Here is a 16,103-nt window from a genome sequence, read left to right as displayed (position 1 = left end):
ACTAACGCTGTTCCTCCTGTTGAAGCAGCATACCATTTTAATCCTGAACCTGTGGCAACTAAATCTGCAACTGTACCAAAATTACAAAAGGTCTGTGCTGAAGCTGTTGGTGCTGTTGGAATAGTATTAATTGTTACTGTTACCGCAGTTCGTAAACTTTCACAACCATTTATAGTTTCAGAAACATAATAAGTTCCTGTTGTTATTGCTGTTGTTGTTGCTAAAGCAGACCCTCCTGATGATGTAGCATACCATTTGATAGCCGAGCTAGCTGCTGGAATTAAATTGGCAATTGTTGCACTACCACATAAAGTTTGTGCCGAAGCTGTTGGTGCTGTTGGTACAGGGTTTATTGTTACCACAACATTATCTGTAGCAGTTACACCATTAATGTTTGTGGCAGTTACTGTATAAGTACCCGAAGTTGCTGGCGTAACACTTGCTGTGTTAGAAGCACCAGTTATAGACCCACCATTAGTTGCTACCCACGAATAGGTTGCACCACTAGTTACTACTAAGTTACTTATTGTCACACTTCCATCACCATAATTAGCTCGCGAATACATATCAAAAGCAAGGCTCTGTCCTGCAGGTACATTCACGGTCATTGTTCCTGATTGATTAAAACCACCAACGGTTGAAAACCCTTGCAAAAAACCACCGGCATTGCCGATTATAATACGAGGGTATTCACTAGATGGAAACCCAGCACATGACCAATTAAAAGAAACAGTTAAAGGAACAGCCTTTGTAATCGAATAATTACTATTACCAGTATTACCGGAGTTATTTTTAATACAACTAAGTATAATACTACCTGGCGCACTTGTAGTATTTACGTTACCATTGTTATTATTGTTGGAAAATGTCCAATTACTTGGTGCAAAATTACCTTGAAAATTATTTGTTGTTGTTGTTGATGCCACTGCCGTGATGGCACTAATAGCATTGGTGCAAAATGTGGCTGTTGCTGGACCAGCATCTACGGCTATAGAAACATTTGCAGTAACCGCTACTTGTGTTCTTACACTTTCGCATGTTCCAACAGTTTGTGAGGCAAAATAGTTACCTGTTGTTAATGAGATACTGTTTGCCAATGGAGTTCCACCTGTTGCGGCTGAATACCATTTAATGTTTGTGCCAGATGTGGTAACCAAATCAGCTACAGTTGCTAATGTAAGAAAAGTTTGTGCATTTGCCGATGGAGCTGCTGGTGATGGATTTATCGTTACCGCAACTGATGTACGAGTTGTGCTTTCGCAAGAGTTTACAGTTTGTGAAGCAAAATAGTTTCCTGCTGTTAATATTGTGGTGTTAGCCAAAGCTGTTCCACCTGTTGCAGCTGAGTACCATTTAATATTTGTGCCAGATGTGGTAACTAAATCGGCAACTGTTTTTCCACTACAGAGAGTTTGAGCCGAAGCCGTTGGTGCAGTTGGAATAGTATTAATTGTTACCGTTACCGCTGTTCGTATACTTTCGCAACCATTTGCATTCGTTTCAGAAACATAATAAGTTCCTGATGTTATTGTTGTTGTTGTTGCTAAAGCAGATCCTCCTGATGCTGCATCATACCATTTGATGGCCGAGCTAGCTGCTGGAATTAAACTGGCAATTGTTGCACTACCACATAAAATTTGTGTAGCAGCTGATGGTGCAGTTGGTATAGGGTTTATAGTTACTGCTACTGCAACTCTAGCACTTTCACAACCATTTGCGTTAACATTGGCTACATAATAAGTGCCATTTGATAAATTTGCAGTGGTTGCTAATGCTGAACCACCACTCGTTGAAGTGAACCATTTTGTAGTTGAGCTAGAAGCAGGAAATAAATTTGCCACAGTACTATTAGCACAATAAGCTTGTGTTATAGCAACTCCTGTTAGAGGACTAGGCATAATAACACCAGAAACAAGTGGCGAACCTGATACAAAGTTAGAAGTTGCGCCAGTTGCAATAAAATTATAAATGGTTCCGTTACTTCCAGTAGTTGCAGTAGCTGAAGTAATACTAGTATTATTGCCAGCTGCTGTTCCTTGATTAAATTTATAATAGGATACTAAACCCGATTCATTACCTTGTAATTCACAATTTTTTGTACGAGCAATTTCTTCGTCAGTTCTTGCTATATTCCAAATACGTAATTCATCCATGTCACCAGTAAAACCCTGTTGTATGTCAGTATTGGCTCCATTATTTGTTCCAAATTCAACAGCTCCTATCATCGTTGTATTAGCATTAGAATTTATTGAGATATAATCAGTAAAACCTGAACCAACAAATGTTGGAATCAATAAGCCATCAATATAAAATTTTATATTAGCAGATGTTGCATTGGTTTTTACAACTGCGATATGATGCCATTGTCCATTATTTACATTAAACGAAGTGTTAGTTAGTCCTGAACTAGTTGCACCTTCGTAAGTATTGTCATTGCTTGCCGTAAATTGAATATATTGGTCATTTATTGTAAATGATGAATATCTAAAACCTCCATTTAAATTGTCACTCCAAGAAAAAATGGTTTTTGGAATATTATCCGTCCCGGTTGTTCTTACCCAAGCTTCAATAGTAAAAGCTTCTGGTCTTGCAAAATATGGTATTTCAATTAAATCTGGCCCTTGTGTAGTAGTCGTAGTTCTATTCACAAAGTTTAGGTGAGTTCCTGTTTGCCCAAAAGTATTAAACTGATACAATATGACTAACAATAAAAAGTAGAGTTTCTGTTTCATAATTTTTTTTAAAATAAAGTAACTAAAAAAGTAAACGGCAAAATTATATCAAAAAAAAACAATCGAGTAGCCCAATAAGACTAATCGATAGCCCATTCGGACAGATTTTAAAATTTGTTGAAAGTTGGAAAGCCTTAAAGTTTAAAGTCAAAAAAAAAATAGTCGCGCAACTTATTTTATATGCTAAAATAAAGAGCTATCATGTTTTAATTTTAGACTTTGAATGTTAGGATTTTCGACTTTATAGACTTTCTACTTATTTAAATAAGAAAAGACAAAATTAATTTACAGCACTGTCGGTACTAAAATCAGAAGGAAGTCTGCCATATTTTTTCTTAAATGTAGCACTAAACTTACTAGGATTGTCATAACCCACTTGATTCCCAATATGCTTAATTTGCATTTCAGTTGAGAGAATCAGTTGCATAGCCAATTGCATTTTTTTATCGATAACATATTGCAAAATTGATGTACCATAAACCGATTTAAAGTCAGATTTTAGCTTAGTAGGAGATATATTTAGCTTTTGAGCAAGAGCATCAATACCTATGAACCGTGAATGCAAGTTAATTGCAATCATACTTTCGCATTTAGCAACTAATTTATAATCTATTGCACCCTTTTTTTGATAACCTTCGGTTCTTAAATCTTCAAAAGCATTCTTAAAAAAAGTGGAAATTAAGCTTAAAGTTTGCGCTTTTAATATAGTTTCACTAAAAATATTGTCCTTAAAGGTTTTAAAAGTATGTAAAATTTCATGAGCTAATTCTTCTGCATTAGGTACAATGTCTTGATAGGAAATAAAACCTTTATCAGAATCCAAAAACATTTTAAATGGAATTTTTGAATCTAACTTGTCAAGTGGTACGTGTTTTTCTAACCAACTTGGACTCATATAAAAAATAAAAAATTGGCATTTAGAACCTTTATAAAAACTGGCACCCACATCTGTCCCTGGTTTTTTAAAACCCCAAAATTTATTAAAAAAGGGTACTTTATCTATAAACGAGTTTTGAAGTTTAACTTTGCTTTCAAAAACTGTAAATGTAACAGAATAATGCTCACTTGGGATACTCTCATCGTACACTGATTTTATTACTGCATTGTGTTTAAATTCAATATTAGTAATCGTAAGCCACAAACCATCGTCTATTTTTCGATAGCGCATTTCTCCTTTTATAAAAGGATTGTTTCGATAAACAGCTTGATCTTTTGGTACATGTTTACTTCCAAGAGATTTAATGGTAGATTTAATAAATAATTCGGGGGAATTTGCCAAATAAGGAAATTCAAAAAAGCCATCATTAAAAAAATTAAAATTAGGCTTTGCGAACTGTAACCATTTAGATAGGTTCATCTCTTCTTAATTGTAAATAAATTGGATTGCTTTTTGATTTATAAAAATCATAAATATAGTATTTAAGAATAGTATTTTTCTGCTGATACGAAATGTAGTACTTTTTATAGGAATGGTAAAAACACTAATACTTTTATTGCAAATTATATCCTAACATTTAAAAGCTATTCACTCCTTACTTTAAAAGTAAAAAATGGCTACCACGCACAGGTAGCCATTTTACTATAATTTATAGACAAATATTCCTATTAAAAGTAGAGAAGCATATAACAAAAAAAGTAGGATTGCTAATCTATATTTTTGGAATATCTTTTTCATTTTTATTGTTTCACTATTTTACTTGTTGTAGTTCCTTCATTAGAAGATACTTTAAACAAATACAAACCAGTTGGTAATTGAGAAACATCAACATTATTAGAACTTGTATTTAACGATTGATTCATTAAAATTTTACCTGTAATATCCAAAACTTGTAATGTTGCATTTGTTAAGTTATTCACTTCAATATAAATTAAACTGTTTGCGGGATTTGGATACATTTTAATGTTGTTAGCTACTTCAAAATTTGTATTTCTTAATGTTAAATCAGTACATGTGTTTCCTGTTGTAATTGGAGAACCCGCCAACCAGTTAGATGTTGTACCTATTAAATCAAAATTAGTTAAAGTTCCGGTATTAGCATTTCCAGAAGCATCTGTTAAAGTTGCAATACCTGTATTAGATTCAGCATTACTACCTTGATTAAATTTATAATAAGCAACTAAACCAGTTTCAGTACTTTGTAGTTCACAATTCATAGTATTTGTAATATCTGTTGCCGTTAGTGCTTTATTCCAAATACGAACTTCGTCTATACTACCTGGAAAATGTCTAGTAGTATATCCTTTTGATGATCCAATGTATAATTCTGATGTAGTACTAACTATAGAAAAACTACTATTAGTAGAATTTACTATAGTACCATTTACATATATTTTAATTGCAATACCATCATAAGTAACCGTAATTTGTTGCCAAGTATTTAAACTTAAAGCACTAGTTGTATTTACTTGTACAGCTCCAAATCCATTGCCAAAAGCTGCATTTATTTTTCCACCGTCACCTACACGAAGCCAATAACCATCTCCGTTTGTTCCTTCTTTTACAAGAACACTACCTTCAAAAATTTGAGTTCTCCAACTTGTAGGATAAATCATAGCTTGCAAGGTAATTTGAGTTCCTGATATTTGTAATGAAGACGCATTTCCACAATCAACATAATCATTTACTCCATCAAAATTTAAATGAGTGGCTGGTGCCAGTACATTAACCACAATTTCTGTTCTTGCGCTCTCACAACCATTTGCATTACTACTTGAAACCCAATATGATGTAGAACCTACTGTTGCAGTACTTGGTGTTGGTGTAGGTATGGCTGAACCTCCAATTGCAGTTGTATACCAAACTAAACCTGAACCATTTGTTCCTGTTGTAGCTGTTAATTCAGTTGCAGTATCTCCTTGGTTATATACCACTGGAGTTGTAACTGTTGGGCTACCTAAAGGTAATGGTTCTGTTATTGTTATACTTGTTAAAGGAACAAAACTATCCGAACCCTGAATAGTACAACCATTTGCATCTATTATGGCTAATAAAGAGTAAGTTCCAGACATTAAACCATTAATACTGCTAGATGTATCACTGGTGCTCCAAATACAAGTATAAGGTGCTTGTCCACCAGATATAGTTAGTACAATACTTCCATCTAAATCACCATTACAAGAAACATCGGTTTTTATAAATGTATAAGTAATGTTAGGCACAGGAGCGGTTCCAGATAGAAAGTTTGATGTTGTACCATTTAATGAAAAGTTTACAAGCGTTCCGTTGTTTGCATTAGAAGTAGCATCTGTAACTGTTGTAATTGAAGTATTGTCTTCACCATCATTACCTTGGTTAAATTTATAATACGCTACTAAACCTGTTTCATTACCTTGTAAAGCACAGTTTTTGGATTCATTAATTTCTGTCTCTGTTTTAGCCAAATTCCAAAAACGAACATCATCTATATCTCCATGAAATGCTCTTACAGGAGTGTAAAAAGTTGATTGACTGCCTATTCTTACATTGTCATTATTTGTTTCTGATATTGTTCCTACAATTTGAGTTCCTTGTGAAACCCCATCAATATATAGTGTTTTAATACCATTGTCAAATGTAGCTGCAATATGATGCCAATTTCCATCGTTAACCGAAACTGTTGAAGCTAAATCATCGTTTCCTCCTGTACCAAATGCAATAAAATCAGTATTGGCATAACGATGAATTCTTGGACCAGTTTGTCCTTTAGAAATAACAGTTTGCCAATCTTGCGTAAAAGAAGTTACACGAATCCATGCTTCCATTGAAAAAGCAGTCGTAAAATCAAAATTTGATTCATTTGTGATGACTACTTTATCATCGACTCCATCAAAATTTAAATGGGTTGCTATTTGAGAAAAAGATAAAAAAACACTGAAAATTGTCAGTAAAAAAGAAAGGTAAATTTGTTTCATAAAACAATATTATTGGTTAATGAAACAAAAGTATTTTTTACTATACTTTAAATAAAAAGAATGTTACGAAATGCAGAACTTTGTATACGAACGTAGATTACAACTCAAAATCGAGGTTTCTTGAGAGGGGAATTTCAATTTCGTTTATAAAAACGGAAGTACTGTTTTTCTTTGAAATTTTAGTGCGATTTATAATATAAGAACGGTGAATCTTTATAAAATCTTTAGATTGAATATCTTCTAAAAAAGCATCTAATGATTTTCGGATAGCGTATTTTTTATTAATTAGTTGTAAATCAATATAATTACCATCGCTTTTAACAAATAAAATATCGTCTAAGTTTATTTTTACATCATTATAACCATCTTTAATGATTATAAAATTAGTTTGTAGTTTTATAATGGCTAAATTAACGGCTGCTATTAAATCTTGTTTTTTAATGGGCTTTGTTAAATAAGAATCTGGATTTGTTTGTAAGGCATCATTCATCAACTTATAATCATACTGACCCGTCAAAAATATCACTTTAGTATTTCCTTTTTTAGATTTTGCTAATTCTATTCCTGAATTTTTACCATTTAAATTAATGTCCATTAAAATAATTTCTGGAATAAAAGTTTCCATTAAAAATGTAGCTACTTCTTCATCATGAGCCATTTTTATAGTGGTAAACTTTTCTTCTTCTAATAGTTCTGCAATATAATCAGCGATCAAAACCTCGTCTTCCACTATTAGTATTTTGGTATTTAACATTATCAAATTAGTTTAATTGTTTTTGGAACGAAAAAGAAAAACCGTTAATAGTATTTATAGTGTATTCTAATTTTAATTGTCTGCATAATTTATCGATTAATTTAAGTTTAATACCTTCTCCTTTTAACTTAGTTCCATTATCAGAATAGTTAAAATAAACGACTGCATTTTCTACTTTTAGATTAAATTTAATTTCTTTATATTCTTGATTTTCAAAAGCGTGTTTAATAGAATTTATAATAAGTTCTGTCAGTAATAATCCCAAATACATAGCCATATCTGTTGGTATTGCTATCTCATTGATTATAAAATGTGTTGCAATATTATTTTCAGTAAATAGGTCAGAAAAACTAGATTTTATATCGTTTAGATACTTATAACTATCTACTTTTGTTTTATCATTAGATTGATAAAGATGTCTGTGTAATGTAGCTATTGAGTTTACCTTTTTAAGAATTTTTTTAATTTCTTGTGCTTCATTTTCAGGAAGTTTGTTCAGTTGATCTGAAATTAGAATAACAATTAATTGAAGATTATTATTAATACGATGATTCGCTTCACTTAGTAGAAATTCATTTTGTTCCGATAAAATTTGAAGTTTTTTATTAGATTGGTTGGACTGTTTCAAAAAATAGGCAACTAATAATGTAATTAAAATGGTAACTAAGAAAAGTCCCGTAATGATATAAAATCGCACTTTGTTATTTTCTAGTTCTTTATTACTATTGGCAATTTTTAAATTATTAATTTTTATTTCATGTTCCTTTTCTTTAAGCTTGTATTTTGCCTCTAAGTTTAAAACTAATTCTTCTTTTTTTATGTCGTTATACTTAGTTGTAAGTTCTAATCTGTGTTTTAAATATTCATATGCTTTTTCTGTATTATGCAATCTAAAATACAAGTTTTGAATATTTTCATTAAAAATAATTTCATTATAAAATAATTTGTGCTTTTTAGAAAAACTAGCTGCATATAAAGCAGTATTCAACGCTTTTTCTAATTGATTACTTCTTGCTAAAGCCATAATATAGCTGATATAGGCATCAGCTTCTTGCTGTTGCATATTATTACTTTTAGCAAATTGGATTATTTCTTCTAAATAACGTATGGAAGTCTCATATTCTTTTTTACGTTCATAAACACCTGCAATCTCAAGTAGAGAATAAAAAACATTATCCTTATCATTAAGTTTTTTTGCCAAGTCTAGGGACTTATTTGCATATAAAAGAGTAGAATCTTGGCTATGAAAATGTTCCGTGAAAAGTGCTGCTTTCCGATTGTAATATTTAGCTAAATAAAGATTCTCAATTTTATTTTTTTTTAGAATAACAGCTGCTCTATCAAGTTGAGTTACAGATTTGATAAACATTGTTCTTTTTCTGTAGAACTCTGCCATTTTTACATGATACAAAAACTCTAATTGTATATTATTAGTGTTTTTTATTATTTTATATGCTTCTGAATAATATTGATTGGATTTATCGAAATTTAATTGAAGTCTATAAGCATCAGCTAAACCAAAAAGCACCTCTATTTGTTGCTCTTCTTTAGTAGTTTTTTTTAATTGCTTAGTATAATAAATGATAGCTTCATCCAATTTATTTTCATAAATCAATTTTTCTCCATCATCTACTAAGGCATTATTTTGGGGAAAAGAAAAATGGAAGCAGCATAATACAAAAAGAAAATACTTCATGTTATGTTTTCTGTTTCTTTTTTCTAGCTGCAGGAAATAAAACATTATTCAAAATTAAGCGATACCCTGGAGAATTTGGATGCAAATCTAAAACAGTTGGAGCATCACCAACGTGATGTTGATAGTCTTCAGGGTCATGTCCTCCATAAAAAGTAAACATTCCTTTTCCTTTAGTTCCATGAATATACCTTGCTTCTCCATTAATTTTACATTCTCCCAAAGTTAATACATTTGCTTTTACTCTATCTCCTGAAAAAGCAGTTGTTTGTCCCATAAAACCTTTTACTAATTGAGTATGATTTTGACAAAGCATCGTTGGAATTGGATCCCATTTTGCTGAAAAATCCATTAAAGTAAAATAATCTTTTTCAAATGGAACTATCTTATTTTTCCCTCTATCATTGGAAGTGTCAATATCAGAAAATTCATATACAGTTGGCTGTCTTTCTAATATAAAATCCTTGAAAGCAAAAGAATTAGTGTAGTCAATTTTTGATTGATAATTAGAAGAGCTTCCATCACCGTCGAACATTGGCTCACAAATATCAACACCTTCTGCTGAAAGTGCAATATCAAAAGTTTCAGTAGCAGAACACATAGCAAACATAAATCCTCCTCCTATAACGAAATCTCGTATTTTTATAGCTACAGCTAACTTTTCTTCTGAAACTTTATTATATCCCAACTTATTTGCTAAATTTTCAGCATCTTTTTTTTGTTCTATATACCAAGGCGCATTTCTATAAGCTCCAAAAAACTTCCCATATTGTCCAGTAAAATCTTCATGATGCAAATGAAGCCAATCGTACAAAAGTAATTGATCCGTTAAAACTTCTTCATCATATATTTCAGTGTAAGGAATTTCTGCATAAGTTAAAACCATTGTTACTGCATCATCCCATGGTTGCTTCCCTTTTGGTGTATAAACTGCTATCTTAGGTGCTTTTTCTAAAACAACCGTTTCCATATTTTGAGATGGACTGCTAATTTCTTCTAGAATATTGTTTGCAGCTCCATCGGATAAGATTTCAAAAGTAACTCCTCTAATTTGACATTCTCTTCTAATGGCATTATCATCTGGTAAAAGAAAAGAACCTCCTCTGTAATTCAAAAGCCAACTTACTTTATAGTTTTTATCTAAAGCCCAATAGGTGATACCATAGGCTTTTAAATGATTTTGCTGACCTTCTGCTTCCATTGGCAACAAAAGAAATGAAGCCTTTGCAGAAAAGGATGTAAGGAAAAAGAATATGTAAATAATTTTTTTCAATGTTATAACAGTTTCCCCAAAGATAAGAAATACAATTATAATGATTGTAAATACAATGAAAAATACATTATATCTTATTAGTAATGTTTTTTATGGTCACTACCTTATTTTGAATTGCATATACCACTAAGCCTGCAATGTTTTTAGATTCTGTTTTTAATAATAAGTTATTTCGGTGTCCATCAACTGTTCTTGGACTGATAAAAAGTTTTTCTGCAATTTCAATTGTACTTAATTGTTCACAAATAAGTTCTAAAACTTCTTTTTCTCTAGTTGTCAAATATTCTTCATCAAAACTACTTTTGGTCTTTTTGTTTCCAAAAATCAATCCTTCATGAATAATATTCATAATTAAATCATTATAATAAAACCCTTTAGAGGCCACTTCATTAATAGTATTGATCATTTCATTTGGAGAAGCATTCTTGACTAAATAAGAGCATGCTCCTTCTTGAATCATATTTATTATAAAAGGTTTTGTATCATAACTTGTTAAAGCAATTATTCTAACATCTGGAAATTTTTTATGCACTTTTTTTGTTGCTTCTACTCCATTTAATAAAGGCATTTTTAAATCCATTAAAATAATATCTGGTAGATTATCTTGATTTTTATTTAAGAATTTAACTAATTCATCACCATTTGAAGCTTCGTAAACTATTTCTATATTTTTTTCCCGTTCTAGCATAAAAAGAATTCCTTTTCTAAAAAGAAGTTCATCATCTGCTAGAATAATTTTTATAGTGTTCATTGTAGATAGATTTTTAACTAATCTCTTATTAATATAGGACGTCCTTTAAAAATAAGTAATTGTTTTTTTTAAAAACTTAAAACTATTTGTACTCCTTGGTTAATTACACTAGTTATTTTAAATTCTCCATTTAGAAATTCTACTCTACTTTCAATGTTTTTCATTCCTAATCCCTTTTTAAAATTTGTTTTTTCTGTATCAAAACCACTACCATTATCTTTGTACTTTAAAACTCTTTTCTTTTTCTTTTTTTCAAAATCAATATTAATTTCTGTTGCCAAACCGTGTCTTATGGAATTATTTATTAACTCTTGTAAGATTCTAAAAAGATGTAAATGATTCCTCTTATCAATCTCGTCGAAAATTTCTTGTTTAAAAATATTATTATAAGTAACTACAAGGTTATCCGCTTTTGAATAATTACAACAAAGTTCTTCAATTGCAACGTGAATTCCAAATTCTTCAAAAATAGGAGGTAATAAATCATGAGAAATTCTCCTAGTGCTTTCTAAAACTTTTGCAGAAACATCTATAATATTAGATGTTATTTGTTTTATCTCTTTCTCAGATAAATTAGCAACCGTTAAAAAATGACTATTTAATGAAATTATATTTATTTTTGAACTAATATCATCATGTAAATCTCGAGCAATTCTTTTTCTTTCTTTCTCTTGAGTAAGAATAGCTGCATTGAGCATTTCTTTTTGATATTTTAATTCCAAATCTTTTTTTTCAAACTCTTGTTGAATAATTTTTTTTCTAGAATAATAGATAAAAATTAAAACTGAAACAGTCATCATCAAAAAAGCAACAAAAGCATATATTACAGTATATATTATTTCTAACTCTGTAGATGTTTCATTATTCATTATCTGCTTTTTTATTTAAAAAAGTCTTCTTATACTCTATAAAGATATAAATCTGATAAACAATATAAAGTACTCCATTAAGAATCCATATTATATTTCTAAAATCATTAGTCAATGTATTAATTAAATTACCTGTAATAAATAAAAAAGTACTTCCAAATAAATAAATAAATATTCCTGTATTTATATAATAATATACTCTTTTTTCATTTAAAATATTATAAAAATGAAACATTGAAAAAATGATTACTAGAAAAGAAGTTATAAAAATTTCAAACAAGTTAAATTTATCAAACAAATCGATATTTAAGTAATATTGTATTCCTAGTATTCCTAAACATAAAGGTACTGAAATTTTAATAATTCTCCTTTGTAAGGAATTATTAAAAATTTGAAAATAAAATAAACTTAATATGAGAAATTGTAAAATAAAATAGAAATGAGACAGATAAAGATTGGGAATATTTTGAGATCGTAGAATAATAACTGAAACTTGAATAATAAGCATTACCAATAGGTAAAAACTAAAAATTTTACAAGCCTTGTTTTCATTAAAACAAACCTTAAAAAAAAGAATAGAATTTACTAATAGAATTATATTACCTGAATATGCTAAAATTTCTAATATCAAAATTAAATTATTTAATTAACTGTCTCACAACTGTTTGTTTTTATAAACTCTATTTCATGAATAATGGGCTACTTGTATCACATGTACTAGGACATGGCAAAGAAAAATCATAAACAAAATACATTTTCCCATTTTTAGGATCATAATTAATCATATCATTTCCTTCTTCAGTAACACCAACCACTAACATATGTGGTTCAAAAACTCCGTCTCTCACTTTTTCTAAACCTAAATATCCTCTTATATGATAGGTATCGTCATTGCTTATTATGCCTTTTATATCAGCTGCTGGAATTAAAAAAGCTTTTAGTTGATTATTTTCTAAATACTTCGTCCCATATTTATTCCAATTTGATGCCCATTCTTGAGCAACTTCTAAAGGAATTGCATCTTTCGGTAATTCTTTTTGTATGTCGTTTGCCATAATAAAAAATATTAAATTGTTTTGTTTGAGACAAATTTAGTGTTAAAAATGGATAAATAATTACCTAGAAGTAAAAACAGGTATTTTTACGGGGTATCAGTTAAAATAGAATCTTTAAATTAGCATTGTAAATAAAAGGTTGTTAAAAATATCTGTTTTTTTTATTACTTTTATAAAAAATAACGCTTTTAACCAATATTTATAAACAAATCATTTATTAATCATTTTATTATTGAGAATATAATAAAATAACTAAAAAAACAAAAAACTATGGATCCATTTATTGCACAAATTGTAATGTTCGGTGGTAATTTTGCTCCTAGAGGCTGGGCAAAATGTGAAGGTCAATTGCTACCAATTTCCCAAAACACAGCTTTATTTTCTTTAATTGGCACAATGTACGGAGGTGATGGTAGAACAACTTTTGCATTACCAGATATGAGAGGTAGAACACCTATTCAACCAGGTACTGGTCCTGGATTATCAAATTACAATCAAGGTCCAGGTGGTGGTCATGAACAAGTTTATTTAAATATAACCAATATACCATCTCATAGTCATATAGCAACAGGAACAATTAAAGCTTCATTTACTCCTCCAAGTGGTGGAGCAACTACTAGTAATCCAAATGGAGCAAACTTATCTGGTACTGGTGGATCTAATATTTATACTAGTAATGGAAACAATACCCTACTTGCCGCAAACGGTGTAGAAGTTACTGTTGGAAATACAGGAGGAAATATTCCCTTTAGTGTAGTACAACCATGGTGTGCTGTACAATTTATAATTGCATTAGTTGGTATTTTTCCTTCTAGAAACTAATTAAAGACTATAAAGAAGGTCGTAATTATTTGAATTACGACCTTTTAGCATAAATAAAATAAAATGAAATTAGGTTTACTTCTTCCGACATCCAAAATCTATCCAACATTATCTATTGATTTTATGTCTGGTTTACGATTGGCTTTTAAGGAGCAAAAAAGTGAAGACATTGAAATCTTATATCAAGGTATTGAAAATGGTGGAAATAAAGATTTAATTACAAATGAATTAAATAAAATGGTCTTGCAAAATCAAGTTGATTTAAATATTGTTTTCGCAAATCCCATATTCACTGATGAAATAGCGAATACAACTAAAGCACTACAGCGACCGGTTATTATAACTAATATGGGAGCTAATTTACCTATTTTTAAAATAAATTCTCCCTACGTACTAATAAACTCTTTGAACTTATGGGAATCTGCCTTTTCAGCCGCTTCCTTTGGAATAAAAAAATTTGGAAAAAAAGTTGCACATGGTTCTTATTTTTATGAAGCCGGTTACCAATTATATCAGTCTTTTGTAGATGGAGTTATCAAAAATGAGGGAGAAATTGTATTTAATCAAATAGCTGATTTTAACCCAGATCCAAATGATTTTTCTACCTTTATGAAAAAAGTAAGAGAAGAGAATCCTGATTTTCTTTATTTATTATATTCTGAAAGAGATGCGATAAGTTTTTTAAATAAATTAGTTCAATCCTCTGAAAACGGTTTATTCCCAATTGTTACATCTGGAGTAATGCTAAATGAAGAAATAGTAAGTAATGTAGATGGGTTACCAAAAAATATTTTTAATGTTTGTAGTTGGGACAAATCTTTAAAGAATCACATAAATGACAAATTTACATCAGAATTAAAAGAATTTACAGGTAAAGAAGCTAATTATTTTTCATTGTTAGGTTATGAATGTGGGATGTCAATTGCCCTCGGATTTAATAAACCTTCATGGTCAAAAAACGGATTAAATCAATTTGAAATAATTAAAAATAACACCTTTGAAGGCCCTAGAGGAAAAGTTGACTTCTCAATTGGATTAGGTATAACTCAATTTGACAACCATGTTTTCACATTAGATGATAAAGGAAATACAATTCAACATTTATCAATTAATAAAATAGAAAATCGAAATGATTTAATTTTAAAATCTATAAATGAACAAAGATATAGCGGATGGTTTCAGCCTTACTTATGTCAATAAAATTTAAAAACAACTTTTAAACAATTGTATCAGTATCTTTATAACTATTTTAACAACAATCTTATGAAACAAAAATTACTTATTATTATGTTAATTCTCTTAGGAGCATTTTCAGTTGAAGCACAACTTATTACTTTTGATGATCAGGGTCATACCAATGGTGCTTCCTATGGTAATCCTTATAGCATATTAAACAACGGTGAAACCTTTGTTTTTACTCTTAGTGGAGGAAGCCCTACAACTCATGTTTATAGAACAACAGACCCTTTTTGTTCAAATACAGGTTTTAACCATATGACCGCTGGAGTGAGTAGTCAAACTACTTGGACAATAGAAACCCAAAGTGGGAATGAAATTAATTTAGGAACAGTTAATTTTGATAATTATTTTACGTGCTTTGCATTTACATACAACTTATCGATTGAAGGATTTAAAAATGGAATAAGCACAGGTACACAAACTTATGATGTAAATCCTGGTTTTAGTAATATTTTCAATTCCAACTCAAGTTTTGATGATGTTGATAAAATTGTAATTAGTTGCACTGATCTATCAAATTTAGGTATTGATAATATAAATTGGACAGCTGTAACACCTCCATGTACAAATCCAACAGTACCAACTGTTACAGCTTCAGTTAGCCCTGTTTGTACAGGTAACTCAACAACATTAAACATTGCTGGTACTTTAAATGATGCTACACAATGGGCAATTTATACAGGTTCTTGTGGAGGGACTTTAGTAGGAACAACATCAACTTCTTCTTTTGTAGTAACTCCTATTGGGTCAAGCACAACTTATTATGTGCGTGGTGAAGGCGGTTGTGTTACACCAGGAAGTTGTGGATCAATTACTGTAACAGTTAATGCATTAGACAATGCTTCTTTTAGTTACAGTGCAGCTTCTTATTGTGTGAATGCTTCAGATCCAACTCCAACTATTTCTGGTTTAGCAGGTGGAACTTTTGCAAGCTCTCCAGCTGGTCTTTCTATAAATGCTTCAACGGGTGCGATTGATGTTTCTGCATCAACTCCTGCAACTTATACAGTAACCTATACAACTG

13 protein-coding genes are annotated in these 16,103 nt (G+C 30.3%); 3 read left to right on the top strand and 10 right to left on the bottom strand.

The features are described 5' to 3' along the window. The 10 genes from FIA58_RS20700 to FIA58_RS20655 all read right to left on the bottom strand — a co-directional run. Window positions 1-2,732: Ig-like domain-containing protein (locus FIA58_RS20700; RefSeq protein WP_140964606.1), on the bottom strand; the 2,732-nt coding region annotated here is incomplete at its 3' end. Window positions 2,733-3,012: 280 nt separating this feature from the next. Then, the gene (locus tag FIA58_RS20695) at window positions 3,013-4,089 is read right to left on the bottom strand and encodes a helix-turn-helix transcriptional regulator (RefSeq protein WP_140964605.1); all 1,077 of its coding nucleotides are present in this window, start codon (window positions 4,087-4,089) and stop codon (window positions 3,013-3,015) included. 320 nt (window positions 4,090-4,409) lie between these two features. Next, window positions 4,410-6,623, bottom strand: coding sequence for a LamG-like jellyroll fold domain-containing protein (locus FIA58_RS20690; protein WP_140964604.1), 2,214 nt, complete (start codon window positions 6,621-6,623; stop codon window positions 4,410-4,412). Window positions 6,624-6,720: 97 nt separating this feature from the next. Beyond that, window positions 6,721-7,377 carry a LytR/AlgR family response regulator transcription factor gene (locus tag FIA58_RS20685; protein ID WP_140964603.1) on the bottom strand — a complete coding sequence of 219 codons (657 nt, stop codon included), beginning with the start codon at window positions 7,375-7,377 and terminating at the stop codon, window positions 6,721-6,723. A gap of 7 nt (window positions 7,378-7,384) precedes the next feature. Continuing rightward, entirely contained in the window at window positions 7,385-9,073 is a 1,689-nt protein-coding gene (locus tag FIA58_RS20680) for a tetratricopeptide repeat-containing sensor histidine kinase (protein ID WP_165928972.1), read from the bottom strand. A gap of 1 nt (window position 9,074) precedes the next feature. After that, the gene (locus FIA58_RS20675) at window positions 9,075-10,271 is read right to left on the bottom strand and encodes an asparagine synthetase B (RefSeq protein ID WP_243754719.1); all 1,197 of its coding nucleotides are present in this window, start codon (window positions 10,269-10,271) and stop codon (window positions 9,075-9,077) included. 139 nt (window positions 10,272-10,410) lie between these two features. Then, complete coding sequence (locus FIA58_RS20670; RefSeq protein WP_140964600.1) at window positions 10,411-11,094, bottom strand: response regulator transcription factor; 684 nt, start codon at window positions 11,092-11,094, stop codon at window positions 10,411-10,413. Window positions 11,095-11,162: 68 nt separating this feature from the next. Then, the gene (locus FIA58_RS20665) at window positions 11,163-11,963 is read right to left on the bottom strand and encodes a sensor histidine kinase (protein WP_140964599.1); all 801 of its coding nucleotides are present in this window, start codon (window positions 11,961-11,963) and stop codon (window positions 11,163-11,165) included. Then, complete coding sequence (locus FIA58_RS21555; RefSeq protein WP_243754718.1) at window positions 11,956-12,198, bottom strand: hypothetical protein; 243 nt, start codon at window positions 12,196-12,198, stop codon at window positions 11,956-11,958. Before FIA58_RS21555 ends, FIA58_RS20665 begins: the two co-directional genes overlap by 8 nt. 445 nt (window positions 12,199-12,643) lie before the next feature. After that, window positions 12,644-13,018, bottom strand: coding sequence for a hypothetical protein (locus FIA58_RS20655; RefSeq protein ID WP_140964597.1), 375 nt, complete (start codon window positions 13,016-13,018; stop codon window positions 12,644-12,646). A 270-nt stretch (window positions 13,019-13,288) separates the two neighbouring features. On the opposite strand from FIA58_RS20655, the gene FIA58_RS20650 reads away from it, so the two are divergent. The 3 genes from FIA58_RS20650 to FIA58_RS20640 all read left to right on the top strand — a co-directional run. Further along, on the top strand, window positions 13,289-13,840 hold the full coding sequence (locus tag FIA58_RS20650) for a phage tail protein (RefSeq protein WP_140964596.1): 552 nt from the start codon (window positions 13,289-13,291) through the stop codon (window positions 13,838-13,840). A gap of 63 nt (window positions 13,841-13,903) precedes the next feature. Then, on the top strand, window positions 13,904-15,040 hold the full coding sequence (locus FIA58_RS20645; RefSeq protein WP_140964595.1) for an ABC transporter substrate-binding protein: 1,137 nt from the start codon (window positions 13,904-13,906) through the stop codon (window positions 15,038-15,040). Window positions 15,041-15,103: 63 nt separating this feature from the next. After that, window positions 15,104-16,103, top strand: a 1,000-nt coding sequence (locus tag FIA58_RS20640; protein ID WP_449404292.1) for an immunoglobulin domain-containing protein, incomplete at its 3' end; no start/stop codon positions are given.

Origin of the sequence: Flavobacterium jejuense, from assembly GCF_006491595.2 — a bacterium.
Classification (GTDB): Bacteria; Bacteroidota; Bacteroidia; order Flavobacteriales; family Flavobacteriaceae; genus Flavobacterium; species Flavobacterium jejuense.
This window is presented reverse-complemented; position numbering and strand designations above follow the sequence as displayed.